Here is a 25542-nt window from a genome sequence, read left to right on the forward strand (position 1 = left end):
CGCCCCGCAGTGCCTCAGACACGGTCGCTGATCACGCCCGAAGGTGTCGATCTCCGCGTCAAGCTGGCCACGGCCGGCACGCGCGCCGCAGCCTTCCTGCTCGATGTGGTGTTCATCGGCACGGCCGCGATCCTCATCACCATTGTTGCGCTGTTCGGGCTGAGAGGCCTTGGCGCCGGTGAGATGGAGCCGTTGTTCATCGTCTGGATCATCCTGATCTTTCTGCTGCGCAACGCCTATTTCATCGTCTTCGAAGCAGGCCGCCGAGCGGCAACGCCCGGCAAGCGCATCGTCGGCATCCGGGTCGCCTCGCGCAACGGCACCGGCCTGTCGATCGACCAGGTCATCGCCCGCAACCTGATGCGCGAGATCGAGGTTTTCCTGCCACTGTCGATTATCGCCGGACGCGGCGGTGCCGGGGTCGCAGACACACTGACGACCATCTTCGGGCTGGTGTGGACGCTGATGTTCGCCCTGTTTCTGCTGTTCAACCGGGATCGCCTGCGCATCGGCGACCTCCTGGCCGGAACCTGGGTGGTCGAAGCGCCAAAGGTGGCACTCGTCGAGGACCTGTCAGCCCGTCAGGATCCGGTGGCGCGTGCGTTCCATTTCAACCAGGCCCAGCTCGATACCTATGGCATCGCCGAATTGCACAAGCTGGAAGAAGTGCTGCGCCGCGACGACTATTTCGCGCTGCGCGCGGTCGCCGAAACGATCGGCCGCAAGATCGGTTCGGCACCGGAAGCGCATGACGCAAGGCCATTCCTCACGGCCTATTACGGGGACCTCAGAGCGCACCTTGAACGAAAACTGCTGCTCGGCACCCGCAAGGCTGACAAGCACCAGCGGTAGCCCAGCCGCCGGAGCTTACGCGGCCGGGCAGCGTTGCCGCCTTACCCCACCCACTTCTCATAATCGGACACCAGCAGGTGCAAGGGTGCTGTGTCCTCGTCGATGTCGGCGAAACGGCCGATCGGGTCGCGGAAAACGTTGTCGGTGACGTCGTCGTTGACGGTCGACACTTCGCCGATCAGCACATCCTTGCCCTCGGCCCAGAACGCGTGCCAGACGCCAGGCATAAGGGTGACGCTTTCGCCCGGGTCGAGCTTCAGCAGCCCGCCCGCCGGCAGCCTGTGGATGGTTCCGTCGACAGGCACCGACACTTCGGCCTTGGGGTCGATGCCGCCGTCGCGATCGTGCATGAACAGTTCGAGCACGAGCTTGCCACCACCACGGTTGATGATGTCCTCGGCCTTGATGTTGTGGCGATGCATCGGCGACATCTGATCCTTGCGCGAGATCATGATCTTTTCGGCATAGAGCATGCCCATGCCCTTCTTCATATCGGCGTAGACGCCATTGCGGACAGTGAACAGGAAGAGGCCGAGATCATCGAACTTGCCCTGGCCGTAGTCGGTAATGTCCCAGCCGAGCCGCGAGGAGAAAATCGCCGAGGAGCTCTGCTTGCTCGCCTTCATCTGTTCTGGCGACCAGTAGGCGAAGGGCGGCATGATGTAGCCGAACGAACGGATGAAGGCGTCGGCGTCACGGATGATGTCGTTGATGGTGGAGCGTTTCATGGTCCTGGTTCCTTCCCGTCGCCGTCGTCTGGCTCTACCCAAACCGCATAGCCGAACGCCGATCCGCTGTCGATCTGTGTTGCCCTCCCGCACCTGCCGATGGATCACAAATCCGGTCCGCTGGCCGCGTGACATCGGCTCCGTACAAGGCCATAAGCATGCGGTTCCTTTCAAGGGTGATGCCTGATGCCTGTTATCCACGACCTTGATACGCCCTCCATCCTGATCGATGCCGCGCGCGCGGAAGCAAACATCGCGCGGGCGCAGGCACATGCCGACCGCCAGGGGCTGAAGCTGCGGCCGCACATCAAGACGCACAAGCTGCCGTACTGGGCGAAGAAGCAGGTGGCGGCCGGCGCCGTCGGCATCACTTGCCAGAAGATCGGGGAGGCTGAAGTCATGGCCGATGCCGGTCTCACCGACATTTTTCTCCCCTATAACATTCTTGGGCGCGCCAAGCTGGAACGGCTGCTGGCCCTACATCACCGAGTGACAATGTCGGTTACGGCGGACAGCATGGAGACGGTCGAGGGACTGGCCGCCACCTTCTCCGATACCGGCCACCAGCTGCCGATGCTGGTCGAGTGCGACACCGGCATGGGCCGCTGCGGCGTGCAGTCGTCGGCGGAGGCGCTGGCGCTGGCAAAACAGATCGACAAGGCCGGCGGTCTTCGCTTCGGCGGCTTGATGACCTATCCCGCGGCAGGCCGCGCCGTGGAGGCCGAGGCCTGGCTTGCAGAGGCTCGCCAGGCGCTGGCCGCCTCGGGCCTGGCCTGCGAACGCATCTCCAGCGGCGGCACGCCTGATATATGGCGCTCCAGCGACACATCCGTCGTCACCGAATATCGCCCCGGCACCTACATCTATCTCGACCGTTACCAGGTCGACAAAGGCGTGGGCACCATCGACGATTGCGCGCTGACCGTGCTGTCGACGGTAGTGAGCCATCCGACAGCGACGCGCGCCATCCTGGATGCCGGCAGCAAGGCGCTGTCCAGCGACACGCTGGGCCTCAAGGATTTCGGCGAGTTGCTTGGCGTTGCCGGGGCACGGGTGGTCGGGCTCAGCGAGGAGCACGGCACAGTGACGCTGTCGGGCGATGCCAGGTTGCGCATCGGCGAGCGCGTCCGCGTCGTGCCCGATCATTGCTGCGTCGTCACCAACCTGTTCAATGAGGTCAACCTGGTCGACGGCGACAAGGTGCTGGAAACGCTGCCGGTAGCGGCGCGCGGCAGGATGGGGTGAGCGGGCTCCTTTCCTTCTCCCCTTGTGGGAGAAGGTGGCCGAGCGAAGCGAGGTCGGATGAGGGGTGTTCCAGAAAACACCAGCATCTCATTCCTTCCAGCACCCCTCATCCGGCTCGCCGCTAACGCGCCGATCCACCTTCTCCCACAGGGGAGAAGATTAAGAGCGCTCGGCTTGCCGGGCTGCGACGCGGCGCATGGCGGTGACGCGGCGGCGGCGTATCTCGGTGCGCATCGCGGTCAGATGCAGTGCGAAAAACAGCACGGTAAAGCCGACAGCCATCACCAGCAACGGCCATAGCAGGCTGGGGTCAATAGTCGGCCCGCCGAGCCGGAACACCGACGCCGGCTGATGCAACGTGTTCCACCAGTCGACCGAGAACTTGATGATCGGAATGTTGATGAAGCCGACCAGCGTGATGATGGCGGCGGCCCAGGCAGCACGCCCGACATCATCCAGTGCCCGGGTCAGCGCAATGATACCGAGATACATCAGGAACAGCACGAAGACAGAGGTCAGCCGCGCGTCCCAAACCCACCAGGTGCCCCACATCGGCTTGCCCCAGATCGAACCGGTGACCAGCGCCAGGGCGGTGAATACCGCTCCAATGGGGGCCGCGGACTTGAGCGCGACATCCGCCAGCGGATGGCGCCAGACCAGTGTCCCCAGTGCCGAAACCGCCATCAGCGTGTAGCACATCATGGCCAGCCAGGCGAACGGCACATGGATGTACATGATGCGAACAGTGATGCCTTGCTGGAAATCCTCAGGCGCGGTGAAACTCATATAGAGGCCGACGGCGAGGACAAGCGCCGCAACAGCCGCAAGCCATGGCACGATCCTGTCCGCCAGCGCGACGAAGCGCGTCGGGTTGGCAAGATCCATCCATCCTGTCGGGACTGACCGTGTGTCGCTCATGCGACTTTACATAGACCGCCGGCACGTTGGCGGCAATCCGAGGCATCGCGCGTCCTTTGGACGCGCGGGATTTGGTTGAAGGGAATGGAAGCTCCGGGTCGTCCGGAGCCTGATATGCTCAGGCAGCCTCGCCCTGCTGCTGCACGGAACGGCTGAGGCGGCGAACCTCTTCGTCGTTCAGCAGGCCGCCGGCGCGCAGCAGGCTGGCAAAACGGCCATTGCGCATCGACAGTTCGGCGAAGCCGCCCATTTCGACCACCCTGCCCTTGTCCATGAACACGACCAGATCGGCGTCGCGAACGGTGGTCAGGCGGTGGGCGATGATGAAGGTCGTGCGGTCGCGACGCAACTCGTCGATCGCTTCCTTGACGCGGTCCTCGGTCTCGACGTCGAGCGCGCTGGTCGCTTCGTCAAGAACCAGGATCGGCGCATCCTTGAGCACGGCGCGGGCAATGGCGATGCGCTGGCGCTCGCCACCCGACAGCTGGCCGCCGCGTTCGCCGACAACCGTGTCGTAGCCGCTGCTCTTCGACAGGATGAAGTCCTGCGCGGCAGCCGCGTTGGCGGCGGCATGGACTTCGTCATAGCTCGCATCGGCGCGGCCAACACGGATGTTGTCCTCGATCGAACGGTTGAGCAGCCCGGCGTCCTGGAACACAGTGGCGATTGAGTGGCGCAGCGACTTGCGGGTCACGCTGCGGGTGTCGATGCCGTCGATCAGGATACGGCCGCTGGACGGCGTGAAGACGCGCTGCAAGAGATTGATGAGCGTCGTCTTTCCAGCGCCGGTCGGGCCGACAATGGCGACGGTCTGGCCGGCCTGAACCTCGAACGACACGTCGTCGATACCCTGACCCGAATTGGCGAATTCGAAGCCGACATTCTCGAAGCGGATATGACCGGTGACGTTGACGAGATCGCGCAGGCCCTCCGGCTCGGCTGCTTCGGCGGCGGAGTCCTCGAGCTGGTAGAAATCCTGGAGCTTGGCGCGTGCCTCGGAAATCTGGTTGGCGAAAGCCGACATCTGGTCGAGACGAGCGATCAGCATCGTGGCAAAGCCGGTGAAGGCGATGACATCGCCGATACGCAGCTGGCCATGTGTCACGAGATAAGATCCGATCGACAACACGATGAGCATCGAGATTGCCGATGACAGACGGTGCAAGGCATTGGCCAGCGCCCACCAGTCAAGCACCGGGTTCTGGGCGTCGAGCAGGTTCTTCACGTAGCGCTTCAGCGTCTCGGCTTCGTGACCAAGACGGTTGTAGCTCTGCAGAACCGCGACGTTGCTGACCGAGTCCGTTACGTGAGCGAAGACCTGATGATAGTGGCGCTCCACCGCCGCCTGGCCCGCCTTGGTGCGGCGCATGACCATCCGGCCGATGCCGACATAGAGCAGTCCGAGACCGAGCAGGACCAGCGACATGCGCAGGTCCATGCTGATCGCGGTTGGGACCAGCAGCACCAGGGCGACAGCCGTGGAAAGGTGCTGGCGCATGAATTCGAGCCAGAGGCTGAACAGGGTTTCAACAGCGCGCAGCATCGTGTGCAATGCATTCGACGTGCCGTGCTGATGGTGCCAGGCGAGCGGCATTGTTATGACGCGCTCGAAGGACTGGCACAGAACTTCGCTGCGGCGCGCATGGGCAAAGCGGTCGGCGCCGCGCGCCACCATGACGAAAGCAACGATGTTGAATGCACCGAGACCGGCCCACATGATCAGCGTCGTGAAGACGGAGCCGCGCTCGGAGATCGCGCCAATGACGCGACCGAACATGATCGGCTCAAGAAGCGCTACAATGGCGAGGGCGACGTTGGCCGAGCAGATCAGCGCGACACGCTTCCTGTCGGCGGCCAGATAACCGAGCGCTCTCCAGTAGATTTGCAGAAGGGTCACCCCAGTTACTCCGCCACGCTGTTTATTGTGCACTGCATCATTTGACTCGTATCGGTTGATACGTCGCAAAACAATGCCCGTTTATCTCTTCCGTTCCCATTTCGCGAACAAAAGATGACGACGTTCCGAAATCTGCCGTGATCACCTAACGGTTTGAGAAGACAGGTAAAATGTCAGGCATGCGGCAAAATCATGGCAGTCGACCCGCGCTGCCACAATTTTAATCACCAACAATGTCGGGCCGATGACCAAAAGCCGAAATCGGCTTCTGGCAAAGTATCGTGCGCAATATAGGAGCTGTCAGGGCGCCTATAAAGGCGACCAAAGCTTCAAGCCGGGATCTTGACGGTGACCTCGGTAACCTCGCCGCTCTTCAATTCGACGGCCGACGCCTTGGTTTTCGTACCATTCAGTTCCAACGAAATGGCCTTGGCCTTGCTGTCGCGGACAACGCGAACCTTGAGCTCAGCCCCCAACATCTTGAGGTTTGCCGAGTAACCATCCCAATGGCTGGGAAGTCTTGGCTTGAACTGAACGCGCTGGCCGCGCCTTTCGATGCCAAGGATGCTCTCGACCGCCGCACGGTAAAGCCAGCCGGCGGAGCCCGTGTACCAGGTCCAGCCGCCGCGGCCGCCCTTGTCGTCTCCCGCATAGATGTCAGCCGCCACGACGTAAGGCTCGACCCGATAGTGTTCGGCCGAGGCCTCGTCGACGGCGTGGTTGACGGGGTTCAGCATCGAGAAACAGCGATAGGCATCATCCGTCCGCCCCATTTCGGCGAGCGCGATAACAAACCATGTGGCAGCGTGCGTGTACTGGCCGCCATTCTCGCGAACGCCTGGCGGGTAGCTCTTGATGTAACCCGGATCCTTTTCGGTTTTCGAGAACGGCGGCGTGAACAGCTTGACGATCTTGAGCTTATCGTCGACGAGCAGCCTGGTTGCCTGGTCCATCGCCGTCATTGAACGGGCCGGATCGCCGTCGCCTGACAGCACGCTCCAAGACTGCGCGATCGAGTCGATCTTGCACTCCAGCGACGTTCGCGAACCGAGCGGCGTGCCATCGTCGAAGCTGCCGCGCCGGTACCACTCGCCGTCCCAGGCGGTGCTCTCCAAAGCCCGCTTCAGCGCGTCGGCATGCTTTGTCCAGCCTTGTGCCCGCTTGGTGTCGCCTTCGGACTTGGCAATGGCGGCGAAGTCGCCAAGCGTCTTCAAGAGGAACCAGCCGAGCCAGACGCTCTCGCCCTTGCCGTGCTGGCCGACGCGGTTCATGCCATCGTTCCAGTCGCCACCGAGGATCAGCGGCAGTCCGGCGGGGCTGCTGCGCTTGATGGCGAGATCCAGCGCACGCGCGCAATGGTCGTAAAGCGAGGCCGACTTCTTCGACACCTCGGGGGTGAAGAAGGCATCGTGCTCGCCCTCGCCCAGCGGCTGTCCATCGATGAAGGGCAGTTGCTCCTTCAGGATGGAGGCATCGCCGGTCACCGAGAGATAACGCGCCGTGGCATGGGCAAGCCAGACGACGTCGTCCGAGATCAGGGTGCGGACACCTGCTCCGGTGCGCGGCAGCCACCAATGCTGCACATCACCCTCGGGGAACTGCCTTCGCGCCGCATTGAGGATCTGATCCCGCGCCAGGGTCGGATCGTGCGCCAGCAGAGCCAGCGTATCCTGCAACTGATCGCGGAAACCGAAGGCGCCGCTCGCCTGATAGAAAGCGGAGCGAGCACGGATGCGGCACGCCAGGCTCTGGTAAGGCAGCCAGTGATTGACCATGGCATCGAGCGCCTTGTCCGGCGTCTCGACCTGGATCGTATCAAGGAAGCCGCGCCATTCGCGCTCGTTGTCGGCCAGCCGCTGATCGAAGTCCTTGCCACGGTGCGCCTGCACCAGGGCACTCGCCTCCTCGACGGAGTCGGCGTCACCGAGCAACCAGAGCAGCGTCACGTCGCCACCGGCAGGAACCTCGATATCCCGCGCGATAGCCGCGCATGGATCGTCGCCGGCTTCGACACGGCCTGAAAGGGCAGCACCGCTCAGCACGGCCTGCGGCAGTTCACTGCTGCCATGCCGGCCGAGGAACTCGGTGCGGTCCGCCGTCACCGAATGCACGCCGCCATCGGCGGCGAGGAAGGCAACCCGGTCGCCGAAGTCGAGCCCGTATGGGTTCTGCGCCAGCAAAGCACCGGTCGCGGCATCCCTGGAGGGGATAATTGTTGCCGCCGTGCGCGAGCGATGCCCGCCCAGCACCCACTCGGCATAGGCATAGACGCGCAGCCGCGCCGGCACCGAGCCCGAATTCTGGATGCGCAGCCGGGAGATCTTTACCGGATCGACTGGATCGACGACATGCGTGAGGTCCATCGACAGCGGACCGCGCTTCGAGCGGAAGGTCGAGAAACCCTGCCCGTGCCATGCTTCGTAGGTCATCGAGGGGTCGCGCACCACGGCGGCCAATGGCGAGAACGCCTTGCCGCTGGCCTGGTCGTAGATGTAGATGCCCTCGCCAGGCCGGTTGGAGACAGGATCGTTCGTCCATGGCGTCAGCTGATAGTCGCGGCTGTTGCGGCTCCAGGTGAAGGCAGCGCCTTCCGCTGAAGTGTGGAAGCCGAACGAGGCGTTGGAGACGACGTTGATCCACGGCTGAGGCGTCGAGCGGCGGCCTGCGAGGCGCACGACATAGTGACGCCCGTCGCCATCGAAGCCGCCAAAACCGTTCCACTGGCTAAGCCCGGCACCGTCCGCCCGGCTGTCGACCAAGGCATGCGACGTATAGGTTTGCGTTACCGGCGCCAGTTCGCGTGATCCTGGCAACACTGCCGGCTGCAAGGCGTCGCGCGCCTGTAGCGCAGCCGCCTCGGCCCGCTCGATCTGGTCGAAAATGGTGCCGTTGCGCGTATGCAGCACCACACGGGCAACCGCGAGCAAGGTCTTGTAGGTGGTCTCGTCCATGAGATCGCGGCGCACCGCGAAGATATGCTGGCGCGGACCGAGTTCCTTGCCGCGCAGGCGGCTGTTCTCGCACAGCGTCTCGACAGCCCGCTGCAGGTCCTGGACGTAGGAAGACGCCTGCTCGTTGACGACGACGAAGTCGACCATCATGCCGCGAGCACGCATGTATTCCTGGAAGCGCAGCGCCTGGGCGACGATCTCGAGATCGGCAACGTCGCCGATCCTGACCAGGAAGATCGGGAAATCGCCCGATATGCTGGTTGGCCACAAGCTGGACTGCCTGCCGAGCCCCGAGACGATGGATTCGGCGGGAAGACGCAGGAACGGGTCCGGATAGATCAGATAGCGCGCCAGTTTCTGCACATTGGCGGCGTCGGTCAGGCTGAGGCCCATATGGCGGGTCTGCACCTGGCTGCGGGTCCAGGCCAACATCGCCTGACGGGCAAAGCTTTCGGGATGGTCAAGCCGCGCGATGGCCTCGTCCAGCTCGGTCCGGTTTGCGCCCACCACGGTCCAGAAGGTCAGCGATATCTTCTTGTTGGCGGGCACGCGCACCTGGCGCCGCAGCGAGGCGACGGGATCCAGCGTGAAGCCGGAATGGCCGCCAAGTTTTGCGCCGGCATCGAACGCGGCGGCATCGACGATGGTACGTCCGCGGCCGATGAAGGCGCGCCTGTCGGTCTCGGCTTCGGCATCGCGCGCCAATCCGGATGGATCGGTGACGAAATGCACCATGGCGATATCCGGCTCGCTGGTTTCGCGCTTGCGGCGGGTTGCGAAGATCGCCCCATTGTTCGAAGCGATTTCGGTTTCCACGAACATTTTCGAGAAAGCCGGATGGGCGTTGTCAGCAGCATCGGAGCCGAGCACCAGCTCGGCGAACGAGGTCACCTCGATATGCCGGTCGGTGCCGCCGTCATTATAGAGGGTAACCCGCCGGCCCTCGCCATTGCCTTCGGAGATGACGATGCACTCGACCTCGGAGCGCAAGGTGCCCACCGATTTGACGAAGCTCGCCTTGTCGTCGGAAAACAGCGTCTGAGCCTTCTCCTCGGGCGCGCGCTTCGGTTCTGCCGTTGCCGACCACCAGTCGCCGGTGCCGGCATCACGCAGGAAGATGTAGGAGCCAAGCCGGTCTTCGGTCGGGTCCGGCTGCCAGCGCGTCACGGACATATCACCCCAGCGGCTGTAGCCGGAGCCGGTCGCCGTGACCATCACCGAATAGCGGCCGTTGGACATGACGCTGGTCGAGCGCAGCGACTGCAGCGGATTGAGGACAATGCGGGTGTCTGGGCTTTCGGCCTCCGTCTCGTCCTTTGCCCGCTCGTCGGCTTCGGTCCTGACGGTGGCGGTCGGGATATCGCGCGGCGCCCGCTCCTGCAGCAGCAATTCAGCCGACTCGATGACCGGGTCACTGTGGAAGCGGTCCCGCATGCGGCCTTCGAAGATGGCGTCGGCGACGGCGGCGATCGACATGCCCGAATGGTGCGCATAGTAGTTCAGCACCACGGCATGGTTGGTGCCCTCCGGCACACGCTGCGGGGTGAAATCCACCGCGTCATAGTAGCCGTGACGGCCAAGAGCGCCGATGTCCCGCAACCGGGCCAGATTCTGGACGGCTTCGCGGGGATTGAACTGCGCCGCCAGCACCGTGGCGTAGGGCGCGATGACCGTGTTCTGGCCAAGACCGCGCTTCAGGCCGAGGCCGGGCACGCCGAAATTGGTGTACTGATAGGTCAGCTCGCGGTCACGGGCGTTGTAAGCCGCTTCCGAAATGCCCCACGGCACGTTCTTCGAACGGCCATACTGGATTTGGCGCTTGATGATCAGCTTGCTGGTCTGGTTGAGAATGCTGCCTTGCGGCTCCTTCATGACCAGCGGCGGCATCAGGTATTCGAACATCGAGCCCGACCACGACATCAGCGCGCCCTGGAAGCCGATCTCGACGATCGGCCGGCCAAGCCGGAACCAATGCTCGGTCGGCAGATCGCCCTTGGCGATGGCGAACAGGCTGGTCAGCCGCGCCTCGGAGGCGAGAAGGTCGTAGCAGCTTTCGTCAAGCTGGTTCTCTTCGACCCGGTAACCGATCGACAAAAGCTTGCGCTCCGTGCGCATCAGGAAGGCGAATTCCATTTCAAAGGCAAAGCGGCGTGTCCGCTCACGCAAGGCCAGCAGCTTGGCGCGCAGCGCTTCGACGGTGTTGTCGTCGCTATGCGCGTCATGCACATGCGCTTCGCAGGTGGCTTCGAGCCTTGCGGCCCAGTCGACGAGAACGTCGCTCTGCGCCGAGGCGGCCTCGGTGTGGATCGCGGCGGCGAGCTTACGGATTTCCCCGGCCAGAACGGCCAGATTGATGGTTCGGATCGAGGCCATTTCAGGCTGCGCCTTGATCGTATCGACAGCGCGCCGCATGCCGTCGAGGCGGTCGGCCAGACGCTGACGCAACGGCCGCAACTGGCGGCGATCGTCAGGCAATTCATCCAGGCTTTCGCTGAGGATGGTCACCGTGTCGAGAATACCTTCGAAGTCTCCTTGCAAGTGGACCGAAGGCGCTTCGGCCCATTCGACGCAAGCGGCCGCAACCGCGACCAGGTGGCCGGCGAGATTGCCGCTGTCGACAGCGGAAATATACAAGGGGTAGAGCGGCTTCAGCGTCGTGGTGTCGTACCAGTTGAAGAGGTGGCCACGGTGGCGCGGCATGCTCTCGATGGTCGTCATGGTCGCGTCTATGCGTGTGATGGCATCGGACAGGCTGATCCAGCCGAAATCGCGCGCCGAAACCACGGACAGGAGATAGACGCCGACATTGGTCGGCGATGTGCGCGGGGCCACAATCGGTGCCGGGCTTTCCTGGAAATTGTCAGGCGGCAGATTGTGATGCTCGACCGTCACGAAGCTCTCGAAATAGTGCCAGGTGCGGCGCGCAATCGTGCGAAGCGCGTGAATATCGGCCTGCGAGATGCGCAAGCGGTCCTCGGTTTCCGCCGAGCGGCTGATCCAGCTGGCGATCGCCGGCGAGCCGATCCAGAACAGGGCGAAGAAGAAAGCGACGAAGGCACCGGTGGAATCGGCCAGCACCGGGATGGCGAGGCCGACAAATCCGATAATCACCGCGCCATACATCATGCCGTAGTAAGAGCCGAGATCGTTGTCGCCGCTTTTGTGCGCCTGCGAGGCGGTGCGCCATTCCAACAGGTTCTGCCGGCTGACGAACAGCCGGTAGAGGGTACGGATGATGGCATCGCCCATCATCCAGGCGAGATGCGCCATCAGCACGATCTTGAGCGCCACCATGGCAGTGCCGAAGGCGACGTCACGCGCGAGTGCCGAGAAATGGCCGCGCGGCGTCTGGTCGCCGCTCTTGGGGATAATGGCGTTGATGATGTCGAAGGTCGGCGCCATGAACAGGCTGAGGATCAGCAGCGCCTGCCATTGCGCGGCCTGCGTGAACGGCAACAAAGTCCAGCCTGCGATCGCCGCCATGACCCAGAAGATCGGCGTCAGCGAACGGCGAAGGTTGTCGACCATCTTCCAGCGCGACAGTGCCGGAACACCGGAGCGCGGGTCGAGAATGAAGCCGAGAAGCTGCCAGTCGCCGCGAGCCCAGCGATGGTGGCGGGATGCATCGACCGAATAGCGGGTCGGATAGTCCTCGACCAGCTCGACGTCGGTGACCAATGCCGAACGCGCCAGGGCGCCTTCAAGCAGATCGTGGCTGAGGATGGTGTTTTCCTCGATGCGGCCCTTTAGCGCCGCCTCGAAGGCGTCGACATGGTAAAGGCCCTTGCCGGTGAAGGAACCGTCGCCGAAGACGTCCTGGTAGAGATCGGACACAGCGAAGACGTAAGGGTCGAGGCCACGGTTGGCCGAGAACACCCGCTGAAAGAAAGAGGCGTCGTCGCCGCTGGTCAGCGACGCCGTGATGCGCGGCTGCAGGATCGCATAGCCCGAAGTGACGACACGCTTGGTCGCATCGAAATGCGGACGGTTGAGCGGATGGCAGAGCTTGCCGACCAGCGTGGCGACCGCGTCGCGCGTGGTGCGGGTGTCGGCATCGAGCGTCATCACATGGACGACGTTTTCCGGCAGCGGCACTTCCGAAGGCATGAAGGTGGTGTCGCTGTCGCCGCGCAGCAGAAGATCGAGCTCGTGCAGTTTGCCACGCTTGCGCTCCCAGCCCATCCAGGCGCCCTGCGCGGCGTTGTAGAGCCTGCGCCTATGCAGGATGTAGAAGCGCGGCGCACCCTCCGATGGATAACGGGCGTTCAGGCGGGCGATCTCGTCGCGGGCAAATTGCAGGATTTCGATGTCGGCGGTATCGATCTCGGTCTTCGAATCCGGCCAGTCCGAGAGCAAGGCGAAATGAATTTCGCCTGCTGTGTTGGCGAGGTGATGCACCTCGATGTTGCGGATATTTTCCTCGACGTCGTCGCGCGAGCCTATCAGCGAGGGTACCACCACCAGTGTGCGGGCCTCCGGCGGCACGCCATGCCTGTAGTCATAGCCGACCAGCCGGGTCGGCTTGAGGAACAGCAACACCACGGTGTTGAAGAAGGCGAGCGCGCCTTCGCTGGCCGGTACGGCAAACAGCGCCAGCATCAGAACGATGGACTCGACCGACAGGCCAAGATTGGCAAGCGCGTTGCCCGCCAGCACAAGCAGCAGGGCCGTCAGCGCGAACACCGGCAAGACAATACCCAGCCAGCCGGTCTTGCGGAATGTCCGGTTGATGGTCTGACTGATGGTCGGCCGGTAGCCGATCGCCTTCTCAAGCTCCAGCCGTCGCGGCCCAACGAGGAAGAAGCCGACATCGGAATGAGCGGGGTTGGCCTGATCGGCATTGGAACCATCGCCGTCGGTGGCCATTTCGATCGCTTTTTCAGCGACGCGATATTCGGACAGTTCGGAGCGGCGCGCCAGTTCCTCGATCGCGGTCCGGTATTGGTCACGCGAGAAGAAGTCGAGCGCGGCGAAATCGGTGCGTTCGCGCAGCACGGTGTCGATGCGGCTGACGCCTTCGAACCATACGGTCCAGTCGACATCGTTGATGAGGCGCAGGCCACGGATGATGTTGCCGGTGGTCACATTGCCGCTGGAAAGCGTGTGATGTTCGGCGATGATGATTTCTTCGGCGTCGGAGCCGGTCTTTTCGAGCTCGCTTTCCAGCCACTCAAGCGCCTTGCCGGCATTTTGCGAGCCATCACGCAGGCGGTAGAGCAACTGCGTGGCGAAGGTCGTGTCCTGCGCGTGGGCACCGAAGGTCGACAGGATCGCCTGCCGGTCGGCGCTGTCGTCGGTCGCCAGCACGCGGTCCGCGACATCATTGGCGATCTGGCGCATTTGGCGGGTACGGTTGACCCGAACAGCCAGCCGACGGAGATTTTCAATGAGGACGAAGCGCAGCAGCGAAGGCAGCGCCCACAGCTCACCAATCTTCAAGGGCTCAACCGACTGGAAGCCCTGGACGATCGACTTGAACATGGTGGCCGACACAGAGCTGTCGGAATGCGCGACGTAAGTCCAGGCCAGTGCCAGGGCACGTGGCACGCCGGTGCCGTCGGGCAGCTTCAGCGTCGGCAACTGCCGGTAGAAGCGGCGCGGGAGATCGCGTTTGACCTGAAATATGGTCTCTTCGACCAGATAGTTGTTGTCGAGCAGCCATTGCGCGGCCGGGGTGATGGTTTCGCCCTTGGCCTGAGCGGCATTGGTCGAGCGATAGACTTCGAGGATTTTCTTGGCACTGTCGCGGATGCGGGCCTGGAAATCGAATGGGGTCAGACCGAAGAGGTCCGAGAGGTCGCCCTTGGCAAGGCTTTCGCCGAGTGCCCGCAAGCGTTCTTCGGGCAGGAAATTGGAGCGTATCGGCTCTTCCGTGATGGCCGGGAAGCTCGCGCTCGTCGTTTCGATTTTCGCAGGGTTCGTCTGAATATTCATTGAAAAATCCGTATGGCGGGACGACGGCGGCGTCACCGCCACGGCAATGTCCCTAAAACCGATTCAAATGCAATTGGTTGCATCACAGCACTTGCCGAAAGTTTGTTTCCGCACCAGGACAGGGCGTCATCTCTCAGCAAATTCCAGACGAGCGCCCCTCGCTCCCGTCGCGATTGATCGACGGGGAGGATTCAGGCTTTTTCGTGATGCCGCCGGCAGCTTACGCTATATTTCGCCGGCATCACGATCATGTTTGGCAACAGCCATTAATGGTTCGCCGAAATGCCCGAGGCCAAGCCGTTGATCCGGATCACGAACAGTGTCGTGTCGTGGGCAGGTTTGATGAGAACATCAGCGTCGTCTGGCCCGAGCAGCAGCGTATCAAGCGCTCCAAGATGGGTGGGCAAGCCACCAGATATGGTGATGCCCCCGTCCAGGCTCAGGATGAGGGTGTTTTCGGCCCCTGCCCGGATTTCGAGCGGATCGGAAATGTGTAGACGCTGAACCGTATGGGTCATGCGCCCGCGTCTGGTCATGACGTTGAGATCGGTGATCGGCCCGGCGATCAACGCGGCTTCGGTCGAAACATCAGCCGGAAAGGCAAACGGAGCCGATGTCTTGGTCACGGTGGCCGATGGCCGTCCGGCGAGGTCAAGCACAATCCCCTCGCCTTCCAGTACAGCCAGGGTCCGGTCGATTCCGGCGAATTGCGAAAACGGCCCGCCGCTCTCGACGCGGGCCATGGAGATACGCCAGTCGAAATCATCGAGACCGGCGCCGGCGGGCGAGACGGTGATCTCTGTCGTCACCCCGCCGCCATTCTTCCACGGCATCGACCGGTATTCGGATGCCTTGAGAACACGCATCGTTTCAGCCAAGGATACCGGGAAGATTGAGCTGATGCTCCTTGGCGCACTGAATGGCGATGTCGTAGCCGGCATCGGCATGGCGCATGACGCCGGTCGCCGGGTCGTTCCACAGCACGCGCTCGAGGCGCCTGGCCGCGTCCCGTGTGCCATCGGCGACGACCACCATGCCGGCATGCTGCGAGAAACCCATGCCGACGCCGCCGCCATGATGCAACGACACCCAGGTGGCGCCGGACGCGGTGTTGAGCAGAGCATTGAGCAGCGGCCAGTCGGAAACGGCGTCCGAGCCGTCTTTCATCGATTCCGTTTCGCGGTTCGGTGACGCGACCGAGCCGGAATCGAGATGATCGCGGCCGATGACCACCGGCGCCTTCAGCTCGCCCTTGGCCACCATCTCGTTGAAGGCCAGCCCGAGCCGGTGACGGTCACCAAGGCCAACCCAGCAGATGCGCGCCGGCAGGCCCTGGAAAGCGATGCGCTCACGCGCCATGTCGAGCCAGTTGTGCAGATGAGTGTTGCCGGGGGTCAGCTCCCGAACCTTGGCGTCGGTCTTGTAGATATCCTCCGGGTCGCCGGACAGTGCGGCCCAGCGGAACGGACCAATGCCCTTGCAGAACAGCGGGCGGATATAGGCCGGCACGAAACCGGGGAAGGCGAAGGCGTTCTCGAAGCCCTCTTCCAGGGCCACTTGGCGGATGTTGTTGCCGTAGTCGAGTGTCGGCACACCGGCGTTCCAGTATGCCACCATCGCCTCGACATGCTCGCGCATCGAGGCGCGGGCAGCCTTCTCGACAGCCTTGGGGTCGCTGACGCGTTTCTCGCGCCACTGCGCCATCGTCCAGCCCTTCGGCAGATAGCCATTGATGGGATCATGCGCCGAGGTCTGGTCAGTGACCATATCGGGACGGATGCCACGCCTGAACATTTCCGGCACGATCTCCGCCGCATTGCCGAGCAGGCCGACCGACTTTGCTTCGCCGGCTTTCGTCCAGCGCTCGATCATCGCCATGGCCTCATCCAGCGTCTCGGCCTTCGCGTCGACATAGCGGGTGCGCAAGCGGAAATCGATCGAGTCCGGGTTGCATTCGATCGCAAGACAGCAGGCTCCGGCCATGACCGCCGCAAGCGGTTGGGCGCCGCCCATGCCGCCGAGGCCGCCCGTCAGGATCCATTTGCCCTTGAGGTTGCCGCCATAATGCTGGCGGCCGGCCTCGACGAAGGTCTCGTAGGTGCCCTGCACGATGCCTTGCGTGCCGATGTAGATCCACGAGCCGGCCGTCATCTGGCCGTACATCATCAGGCCCTTCTTATCGAGCTCGTTGAATTTCTCCCAGGTCGCCCAATGCGGCACCAGGTTGGAATTGGCGATCAGCACGCGCGGCGCATCCGCATGGGTGCGGAACACGCCAACCGGCTTGCCAGACTGGATCAGCAGTGTCTCGTCATCACCGAGCGTCTTCAGCGAAGCGACGATCTGGTCGAAATCATTCCAGGTCCGCGCCGCACGGCCGATGCCGCCATAGACGACGAGTTCGTTGGGATTTTCGGCGACATCAGGGTCGAGATTGTTCATCAGCATGCGCAGCGGCGCTTCGGTCAGCCAGGTGCGCGCGTTGAGTTCGGTGCCGCGCGGGCTGCGGACTTCGCGGATGTTGTGGCGGGGGTTGTTCATGACTTCACTGTCCCTTTCGAATGAGATGTGCGGTGCTGCGGGCGCCGTCGGCGCTGATCCATGTGACCTGCTCCTGGGCAGGATTAGAGGAATCGATGGTCATGGCGTAGCAGGCCCAGACATCGGACGGCGGCCACAGCGAGCAGTACTGATCGCCGCGAACGTCCCATCGCCCTTGCGACTGGTTGCTGCCTTTTATGTAAAGCGTCGCGCCACCATCATCGAAGCTTTGCGTCCAATCCGGGCCTTCGACATGCGCGCCTTTCAAGGTGGCGAGAATGTCAGCGCCCTTCATTGTCACTTCATCGGCGAAGGCTCCGAGTGAAAGCGTTGCGGCAACCAGTTGAACGGCGAGAAAGCCGATGCCGGCATGGCGGTTCATGGCATCCTCCCGATGCTTTTTGCGTCAGCTCTTGGCCCAGGTGATCGCGGCTTCGAGAATTTTCTTCAGCGTCGCGGCCATGGGTGCGGCGAAGTCGGCGTCATAAGGTACTGGCCAATTGTCCGGCTCACCCTTGCCCTCGGGCTCGTGCATGTAGCCACGGTCGGCAAGTTCCATCTGCAGCGCGTGGAAGCCACCTTGCGGGTTGCCGAAGTAGCGCGTGATCCAGCCACCCTTGAAACGGCCGTTGATGACATAGCTCTCGCCGGTTTCGGCCATGATCTGGCCAACTAGGCTCTGCAGCACGGGATCGGCCGTCTGGCCGTCATTGGTGCCGAGATTGAACACCGGCAACGTGCCTTCGAACAGGCGCGGCAGGACGGAACGGATCGAGTGGCAATCATAAATGACGACCTTCTCATGCAGGCCGCGCAGCCTTGTGGCCTGGTACCCCAGCATCTCGTGGTAGGGCAGGAAATACGAGGCGTGGCGCTGGCTGATTTCCGCCGGCATCGGCTCCTCGCCAGGACGGTAGATCGGGTCGCCGTCGAAAGTTTCGGTCGGGCAAAGTGTCGTCGTTGTCTGCCCAGGATAGAGCGAAGCACCCGAGGGATCACGGTTGACGTCGATGACGGTGCGCGAAATCGCCGTATGCACCACCGTGGCGCCAAGGCCGGCCGCGAAATCATAGAGCTGGTCGATCCACCAATCGCAGTCGCGCCGGCCAAGCCAGGGCGAAATCAGCCGGCCGTCGATACCGGCAAGGTCAATGCCGGTATGCGGGATCGACACCAGCAATGGCGCCGTCCCTTCCGTTACCGTGAGCCAGTCGCTCATTGTCAGGCTCCAGAGATCGACGGCAGCGTCACCGCAGCCGCCGCCCTGACGGTCGCGCCGCTGCGCACCATGGCGATTGCCTTTTCCATGTCGGGATGGAAATGCCGGTCGTTGTCGAGATGCGGCACCTCTGCCCTGACCAGCTTGCGCACGGCCTCCAATGCGGTGCTCGAGGCCAGCGGGGCATGGAAATCGCAGCCTTGCGCGGCGGCCAACAGTTCGATGCCGATGACGGCAGTTGCGTTCTCGACCATACCGATCAGGCGGCGCGCGCCATGTGCCGCCATCGACACGTGGTCTTCCTGGTTGGCCGAGGTCGGGATGGAATCGACACTCGCCGGATAGGCCTTCTGCTTGTTTTCGGAAACGAGCGCGGCAGCCGTAACCTGCGGGATCATGAAGCCGGAATTCAAGCCGGGCTTCGGCGTCAAGAAGGCAGGCATGCCCGATAGCGCCGGATCAACCAGCATGGCGATGCGCCGTTCCGATAGCGAGCCAATCTCGCAGACGGCGAGCGCGATCATGTCGGCGGCGAAAGCCACCGGCTCGGCATGGAAATTGCCGCCGGACAGCGCGGTGTCGTCCTCTGCGAAGATCAGCGGATTGTCGGTGACGCCATTGGCTTCGGTGCCGAGCGTATCGGCAGCCTGGCGCAGCACGGCGAGAGCCGCACCCATCACCTGCGGCTGGCAGCGCAGGCAGTATGGATCCTGCACCCGTTCGTCGCCGACGCGGTGCGATTCCCGAATCGCGCTGCCGGCCATCAGATTGCGCAAGGCGTCCGCCGTCTCGATCTGGCCGCGATGCTTCCTCAGCACATGGATGCGCGGATCGAACGGGGCGTCAGAGCCTTTTGCCGCGTCGGTCGACAAGGCGCCGGCAACCAGCGCGGACTGATAGAGCACTTCGGCTTCGAACAGAGCGGCGAGCGCATAGGCGGTGGAAAACTGGGTGCCGTTGAGCAGCGCCAAACCTTCCTTGGCGCCGAGCGTCACCGGCTCCAGGCCGTGCGAGACAAACGCGACCTTTGCCGGAACGCGGCCATGCGGCGTAAAGCACTCACCAACACCGATCATCACTGCCGTCATGTGCGACAGCGGCGCCAGATCGCCCGAAGCGCCGACAGAGCCTTGCGCCGGCACGACCGGGATGACGTCGTTGGCGAGCATCGCCTCCAGCAGTTCGATGGTTTTCGGCTGCACGCCGGAAGCGCCTTGCGCCAGGCTGGCCAGCTTCAGCGCCATCATCAGCCGCGCGATGGCAACGGGCATCGGTTCGCCAACGCCGGCTGCATGCGACAGAACGATGTTGCGCTGCAATGTTTCAAGATCGGCATCCGGGATACGAACGCTGGCCAACTTGCCGAAACCGGTGTTGACGCCATAGACCGGCTCGCCACGGGACAGAATCCTGGCGACGGCGTCGGCGCTGGCCTTGATTTTCGGACGACAGGCGGCGTCGAGCTTCGGGACGGCGCCGCGATAGATGGCGCGCCACTCGGCCAATGTTGCATTGCCGGGCTTCAGGGTAAGTTCGGTCATTGTCCTCTCCAGATACGGGCATGCAACGGATTGAAGCCCATGCGATAAACGAGTTCGGCCGGGCGCTCGATGTCCCAGATTGCCAGATCGGCCGACTTTCCGGCTTCCAATGTGCCGGTCTGCTCAAGCAACCCAAGCGCACGGGCGGCTTCGCGGGTCACACCGGCGAGGCATTCCTCGACGGTGAGGCCAAACAGGGTCGCTGCCATGTTCATGGTCAACAGCAGCGAGGTCAGTGGCGACGTGCCGGGATTGTTGTCGGTGGCGACGGCCATCTTGACGCCATGCTGGCGAAACAGGCCGATCGGCGGCTTCCTGGTCTCGCGGATGAAATAATAGGCGCCGGGCAGGATCGTCGCCACGGTCCCGGCCTTGGCCATCGCCACGGCGCCGGCCTCGTCGGTGTATTCGAGATGGTCCGCCGACAGGGCGCCGTAGCGGGCGGCCAGTTCGGCGCCATGCAGGTTGGAGAGTTGGTCGGCGTGGAGCTTGACGGGCAGGCTCACAGCCTTAGCGACGTCGAAAACGCGCGCCATCTGTTCCGGCGAAAAGGCTATGCCCTCACAGAATCCATCGACCGCATCGGCGAGACCGTCGGCGGCGACAGCCGGAAGAATCTCCTTGGCAACGAGGTCGATAAAGGCATCCTTGTCGCCCTTGGCTTCTGGCGGCAAGGCGTGAGCGCCGAGGAATGTCGTGCGGATCGTCACGGCCCGCTCGTCGCCAAGCCGGCGGGCGGCACGCAAGGATTTCTTTTCGTTTTCGAGGTCGAGCCCATAGCCCGATTTGATCTCGACTGATGTGACGCCTTCAGCAATCAGCGCGTCGAGACGCGGCAGCGACTGGGCAACCAGTTCGTCCTCGCTGGCGGCACGCAGCGACTTGACCGAGGAGACAATGCCGCCGCCGGCTTTGGCGACTTCCTCATAGGTCGCGCCGGCCAGGCGCATTTCGAACTCATTGGCGCGGTTGCCGGCATGGATCAGATGGGTGTGGCAGTCGATCAGCCCGGGCGTGATCCAGCGGCCCTCGCAGTCGATGATCTCGGCGTTCTGGCCGAGTGCGGCAGGCATCTCGGCTTCCGGGCCTGCATAAAGGATACGGCCACCTTGAACAGCGATCGCGCCGTCTTCGACAATGCCCAATCCGGGCAAAGCCTCGGCCAGTGTCGCCAGGCGCGCATTGCGCCAGATGCGAACCACCCCTGCCCGGCTGTTGTTCTCTCCCGCCATGATCTTTTCCGTTTCCATTGGCTGCGATTATGTATATACATATTGAAACGCGGCGCAAGTGCTATCGTCACAGCCGCTATTCAGATTCGGAGGAAAAAGGCGTGACGGCGATCTTTGCGGAACAGGCACTCCTGCCCGGCGGCTGGCATAGCAATGTGCGCATCGCCATGACCGATGGCCGCATAGCCACGGTCGAGACAGCGGTGACTGCCCTGCCAGGCGATGAGCGCCATTCCATAATTCTGCCCGGCATGCCGAATCTCCACAGCCACGCCTTCCAACGCGGCATGGCGGGCCTTGCCGAGTTGCGCGGCCCTTCCGCCGATAGTTTCTGGAGCTGGCGCGAGGTCATGTACCGTTTCGCGCTGTCGATGACACCGGATCAGGTCGAGGCGGTTGCCGCCCAGCTCTATGTCGAGATGCTGGAAGCAGGGTTCTCGCGCGTCGGTGAATTCCACTACCTCCACCACGACCGCGACGGCGAGCCTTATGCAAACATTGCCGAGATGGCCGAACGCATCGCCGCAGCGGCGGGTGAGACCGGCATTGGCCTTACACTGTTGCCGGTTTTCTATGCGCATTCCGCCTTTGGCGGCGCGGCGCCAAACGAGGGCCAGCGGCGATTCATAAATGATGTGAATCGGTTCTCCCAGCTCGTTGAGAAATCCAGCGAATCCGTTCGCGCTTTGAATCAAGCCGTGGTCGGTGTCGCCCCGCACAGTCTTCGCGCCGCAACGCCTGAGGAACTTGTGGCAGTCGCCGCGCTGGCGCCCAACGGCCCGATCCACATCCACGTCGCCGAGCAAGTGAAAGAGGTTGACGATTGCGTAGCCTGGTCGGGTGCGCGGCCCGTCGAATTTCTGCTTGGCAATGCGGAGGTCGACCAGCGCTGGTGCCTGATCCACGCCACCCACATGACGGATGCCGAAACAATCGGCATGGCCAGGAGCGGCGCCATCGCAGGCCTCTGCCCTATCACCGAGGCCAATCTTGGCGATGGAACCTTTGCCGCGCCTTTGTTCGCGGAACATGGCGGTCGCTTTGGCATCGGCTCCGATTCCAACGTGCTGATCGGTCTGCCCGACGAATTGCGCCAGCTTGAATATTCACAACGCCTCGTCCATCGAGCCCGCAACGTGCTGGCTGTCGCCGGCGGCTCGACCGGCCGCGCGCTTTTCGATGCCGCGCTCGACGGCGGCGGTGTTGCCCTTGGCGCCGGTGCCTCGCAAATCTCGGTTGGCGCGGCTGCGGACATCGTCTCGCTCGATGCAAGCCATCCTTCACTAACCGGCAAGGTTGGCGATGCTATTCTCGACTCCTGGATCTTCGCCAATGGCAGCAAGGTCGACTGTGTCTGGGTGCATGGCAAGAAGCAGGTCAGCGGTGGCAAACACGCAAGGCGCGAAGCCATCGCCGAACGCTTTCGCGGCGTGATGACGGCGCTGACGGCATGAGCGTGACCGGGACAGAGATCGAAGGCGGCGGCTCGCTGCACCAGCGTATCCTGTCCGAGATCAGCGAACGCATCCTGTCCGGCGCCTGGGCGCCCGGCTATCGTATTCCGTTCGAGCACGAACTGACCGAGCAATACAATTGCTCCCGCATGACGGTGAACAAGGCGCTGTCGCAACTGGCCAAGGCTGGTCTGATCGAACGCCGACGCCGTTCAGGCAGTTTCGTGCGCCGGCCACAGTCGCAAGCGGCGGTGCTGGAGATCCATGACATCCGGATCGAGGTCGAGGCGCTCGGCCTGCCTTATCGCTATGAGCTTATATCGCGGCAGAAAAGGCGGAGCAGCACTGAGGATCGCGCCTTGCTGGAGCTGAGTATCGCCGGGCCGGTGCTGGCGCTGGAATGCCGGCATTTCGCTGGAAAGCGGCCATTCGCGCATGAACAGCGGCTGATCAACCTCACCGCTGTCACGGAGGCTTCAGAAGAGGCGTTTCTCGATACAGCTCCCGGGCCGTGGCTGATCGGGCGGGTGCCGTGGAGCGAGGCCGAGCACCGCATCCGTGCCGTTGCCGCCGACAGGCACATCGCGGCATCGCTTGATATCGAGCCTGGCGCGCCGTGCCTTGTGGTCGAGCGGCGGACATGGAGTGCCGATCACCCGGTCACCCATGTCCGCTTCACCTATGCGGCCGAGAGCCACACGCTGGTAGCGCGCTTCACGCCCTCGCAGTCATGATTTCCGCCGCGATCAGATCGCCGCGGTGATGATGATCTCTACCGTGTATTCCGGGCCGGCAAGCTTGGCTTCGCCGGTGGCACGGGCGGGCGTGTTGCCCTGCGGCACCCACTTGTCCCATTCCTTGTTCATCTCGGCGAAGGTGCCCATGTCGGCCAGCCAGATGATCGCCTGCAGGATCTTGGTCTTGTCGGTGCCGGCCTTGGCCAGCAATTCGTCGACGCTCGCCAGGATCGACTTGGTCTGCTCGCCAACGCTCGCGCCGGGCGTTCCGACCTGGCCGGCCAGATAGACGGTGTTGCCGTGGATGACGATCTGGCTCATGCGCGGGCCGACATCGATGCGACGAATGCTCATTGGATGTTTCCTTCTTTTGACGGTCGCGCCTCTTTAGAGTCGCGGTTGCTCCGGGGCAAGGTCGGCGGCGCGAATTCCCCGACACGACATTGGGCCAGTCACACATCCGTCACCTGGAGGCCTCGCCGCAATTCCGCCCGATTGGCTTGTTGACTAATGTAATAACATCACATATCCAATCGGCCGCTGTCTCCGTCCCGGATCGCCGTCCTCACAGAATCGTCGAATGACCCAAACCTGCCTGACATTCCGCGACCTGACGCTGGGCTACAACAGCCATCCGGCGATCCATCATCTCGACGGCACGATCCGCAAGGGCTCGCTGACCGCCGTCGTTGGTGCCAACGGCTCCGGCAAGTCGACCTTGATGAAGGGGATTGTCGGCGTCTTGAAGCCGATGGCGGGCGCGGTGATGCGGGCGCCCGGGGTGCGCGCAGCCTATCTGCCGCAGCAATCGGAACTCGATCGCTCGTTTCCGGCCCGGGTTGTCGACTTGGTTTCGCTCGGCCTGTGGCCCAAGCGCGGGCTGCTTGGCCGCCACACCGCGCAGGACCGCGACGCGGTCGGCAAAGCGCTGATGGCAGTCGGCCTCGGCGGCTTCGAAAAGCGCCCGATCGACACATTGTCAGGCGGCCAGTTGCAACGCACGCTGTTTGCCCGCGTGCTTCTGCAGGATGCTGACCTCATCCTTCTCGATGAGCCTTTCAATGCCGTGGATTCAAAGACGGTCGGCGACCTCATTGCCTTGATCAAGCGCTGGCATGGCGAGGAGCGTACCATCATGGTCGTGGTCCACGACATGGATCTGGTGCGCGAGAATTTTCCCGAGACATTGCTGCTCGCCCGCCAGCCGATCGCCTGGGGTGAAACGAGGGAAACATTGCGGCCGGAAAACCTGTTGCGCGCCCGCCGTTTCCACGAAGCCTGGGAAGAGAACGCACCATGGTGCGCACCAGAAGAACATGGTCATGCGCATGATCACGACCATGGTCACGGGCATTCGCACGATCATGACCATGATCACAACCACGGCTCCGGGCCGAGAGCTGCTTGATGGACACGCTTTACGCACTCTTCATAGCGCCATTCGCCGATTTCGGCTTCATGCAGCGCGCCCTGATCGGCTCGCTGATGCTGTCACTCGGCGCCTGCCCGGTGGGTGTCTTCCTCATGCTGCGGCGCATGAGCCTTTCCGGCGACGCCATGGCCCATGCCATCTTGCCCGGTGCCGCGGCCGGCTTCCTGCTTTACGGCCTGGAAATCCTGCCGATGACCATCGGCGGGCTGATTGCCGGCATCATCGTGGCGCTTGGCGCCGGTGCGGTCTCACGCTTCACCATCCAGCGCGAGGACGCCTCCATGGCGGCCTTCTATCTGATTTCGCTCGCTATCGGCGTGCTGATGGTGTCGGTTCGCGGCTCCAGCGTCGATCTCATGCATGTCCTGTTCGGCACCGTGCTGGCGCTCAACAATGAGGCGCTGACACTGATCGGCGGCATCGTCGCGGTGACCCTGGTCAGCCTCGCCATCTTCTGGCGGGCGCTGGTCGCGGAATGCCTCGACCCGCTCTTCCTGCGCTCGGTCAGCCGACTGGGCAGCCCGGTGCATTTCATCTTCCTTGGCCTTGTGGTGCTCAACCTCGTCGGCGGCTTCCAGGCGCTTGGCACCTTGCTGTCGGTCGGATTGATGATGTTGCCCGCCGCCGCCGCCCGATTCTGGACCGTGCGCGTCGAACCCATGTGCGTGTTGGCGGTGCTGATCGGCTTTGCCTCCTGCATCGCAGGGTTATTGCTGTCCTATCACGCGTCGCTGCCTTCCGGCCCCGCCATCATCCTGTCGGCTGGCGTCGTCTATTTTGCCTCGATCCTGTTCGGTACGCGCGGCATCCTGCGCGCCCGCATCATTCATCACCGTCACAGAACGGCCTGATCCCGCCTCT

Annotated in this window: 17 protein-coding genes; 6 read left to right on the top strand and 11 right to left on the bottom strand. The window is 63.1% G+C overall.

Annotated elements, in window-relative coordinates:
* Positions 1-9 precede the first annotated feature (9 nt).
* Complete coding sequence (locus tag GA829_RS25280; RefSeq protein WP_258051908.1) at positions 10-852, top strand: RDD family protein; 843 nt, start codon at positions 10-12, stop codon at positions 850-852.
* A 41-nt stretch (positions 853-893) separates the two neighbouring features.
* Here GA829_RS25280 and GA829_RS25285 read toward each other — a convergent pair whose 3' ends face one another.
* The gene (locus tag GA829_RS25285; RefSeq protein WP_195175310.1) at positions 894-1580 is read right to left on the bottom strand and encodes a D-lyxose/D-mannose family sugar isomerase; all 687 of its coding nucleotides are present in this window, start codon (positions 1578-1580) and stop codon (positions 894-896) included.
* A gap of 186 nt (positions 1581-1766) precedes the next feature.
* On the opposite strand from GA829_RS25285, the gene GA829_RS25290 reads away from it, so the two are divergent.
* Positions 1767-2825 carry a D-TA family PLP-dependent enzyme gene (locus GA829_RS25290; protein ID WP_195175311.1) on the top strand — a complete coding sequence of 353 codons (1059 nt, stop codon included), beginning with the start codon at positions 1767-1769 and terminating at the stop codon, positions 2823-2825.
* Between the two features lie 159 nt (positions 2826-2984).
* Here the strand turns inward: GA829_RS25290 and GA829_RS25295 are convergent, their stop codons facing one another.
* The 9 genes from GA829_RS25295 to hutI form a co-directional block, all read right to left on the bottom strand.
* Entirely contained in the window at positions 2985-3743 is a 759-nt protein-coding gene (locus GA829_RS25295) for a heme ABC transporter permease (protein WP_195175312.1), read from the bottom strand.
* Between the two features lie 118 nt (positions 3744-3861).
* A complete protein-coding gene (locus GA829_RS25300; RefSeq protein ID WP_195175313.1) occupies positions 3862-5640 on the bottom strand; it encodes a glucan ABC transporter ATP-binding protein/ permease in 1779 nt (592 codons plus the stop codon).
* Positions 5641-5969: 329 nt separating this feature from the next.
* Positions 5970-14525: a glycoside hydrolase family 94 protein gene (locus GA829_RS25305; RefSeq protein WP_195175314.1), complete on the bottom strand. Its 8556-nt coding sequence runs from the start codon at positions 14523-14525 to the stop codon at positions 5970-5972.
* A 266-nt stretch (positions 14526-14791) separates the two neighbouring features.
* A complete protein-coding gene (locus GA829_RS25310; RefSeq protein ID WP_195175315.1) occupies positions 14792-15391 on the bottom strand; it encodes a HutD/Ves family protein in 600 nt (199 codons plus the stop codon).
* A 4-nt stretch (positions 15392-15395) separates the two neighbouring features.
* Positions 15396-17066, bottom strand: coding sequence for a urocanate hydratase (hutU, locus tag GA829_RS25315; RefSeq protein WP_195175316.1), 1671 nt, complete (start codon positions 17064-17066; stop codon positions 15396-15398).
* 4 nt (positions 17067-17070) lie between these two features.
* Positions 17071-17448 carry a hypothetical protein gene (locus tag GA829_RS25320; RefSeq protein ID WP_195175317.1) on the bottom strand — a complete coding sequence of 126 codons (378 nt, stop codon included), beginning with the start codon at positions 17446-17448 and terminating at the stop codon, positions 17071-17073.
* A 24-nt stretch (positions 17449-17472) separates the two neighbouring features.
* A complete protein-coding gene (gene hutG / locus GA829_RS25325) occupies positions 17473-18285 on the bottom strand; it encodes an N-formylglutamate deformylase (protein ID WP_195175318.1) in 813 nt (270 codons plus the stop codon).
* 2 nt (positions 18286-18287) lie between these two features.
* Entirely contained in the window at positions 18288-19826 is a 1539-nt protein-coding gene (gene hutH / locus GA829_RS25330) for a histidine ammonia-lyase (protein WP_195175319.1), read from the bottom strand.
* Entirely contained in the window at positions 19823-21058 is a 1236-nt protein-coding gene (gene hutI, locus GA829_RS25335; protein ID WP_195175320.1) for an imidazolonepropionase, read from the bottom strand. Before hutI ends, hutH begins: the two co-directional genes overlap by 4 nt.
* A 101-nt stretch (positions 21059-21159) precedes the next feature.
* Between hutI and GA829_RS25340 the strand changes: the two genes are divergently transcribed.
* Together GA829_RS25340 and hutC are read left to right on the top strand one after the other, a co-directional pair.
* Positions 21160-22512, top strand: a complete 1353-nt coding sequence (locus tag GA829_RS25340) for a formimidoylglutamate deiminase (RefSeq protein WP_195175321.1) — start codon at positions 21160-21162, stop codon at positions 22510-22512.
* A complete protein-coding gene (gene hutC / locus GA829_RS25345; RefSeq protein WP_195175322.1) occupies positions 22509-23246 on the top strand; it encodes a histidine utilization repressor in 738 nt (245 codons plus the stop codon). Before GA829_RS25340 ends, hutC begins: the two co-directional genes overlap by 4 nt.
* Before the next feature lie 12 nt (positions 23247-23258).
* On the opposite strand, the gene GA829_RS25350 is transcribed toward hutC, so the two are convergent.
* Positions 23259-23603 (bottom strand): RidA family protein, encoded by a 345-nt coding sequence (locus GA829_RS25350; RefSeq protein WP_195175323.1) that lies wholly within the window; start codon positions 23601-23603, stop codon positions 23259-23261.
* 226 nt (positions 23604-23829) lie between these two features.
* On the opposite strand from GA829_RS25350, the gene aztA reads away from it, so the two are divergent.
* On the top strand, positions 23830-24657 hold the full coding sequence (aztA, locus tag GA829_RS25355) for a zinc ABC transporter ATP-binding protein AztA (protein WP_195175324.1): 828 nt from the start codon (positions 23830-23832) through the stop codon (positions 24655-24657).
* On the top strand, positions 24657-25532 hold the full coding sequence (gene aztB, locus GA829_RS25360; RefSeq protein WP_195175325.1) for a zinc ABC transporter permease AztB: 876 nt from the start codon (positions 24657-24659) through the stop codon (positions 25530-25532). The genes aztA and aztB overlap by 1 nt, the downstream gene beginning before the upstream one ends.
* The last annotated feature ends 10 nt before the right edge of the window (positions 25533-25542 follow it).

This window comes from Mesorhizobium sp. INR15, from assembly GCF_015500075.1.
Lineage (GTDB): Bacteria > Pseudomonadota > Alphaproteobacteria > Rhizobiales > Rhizobiaceae > Mesorhizobium.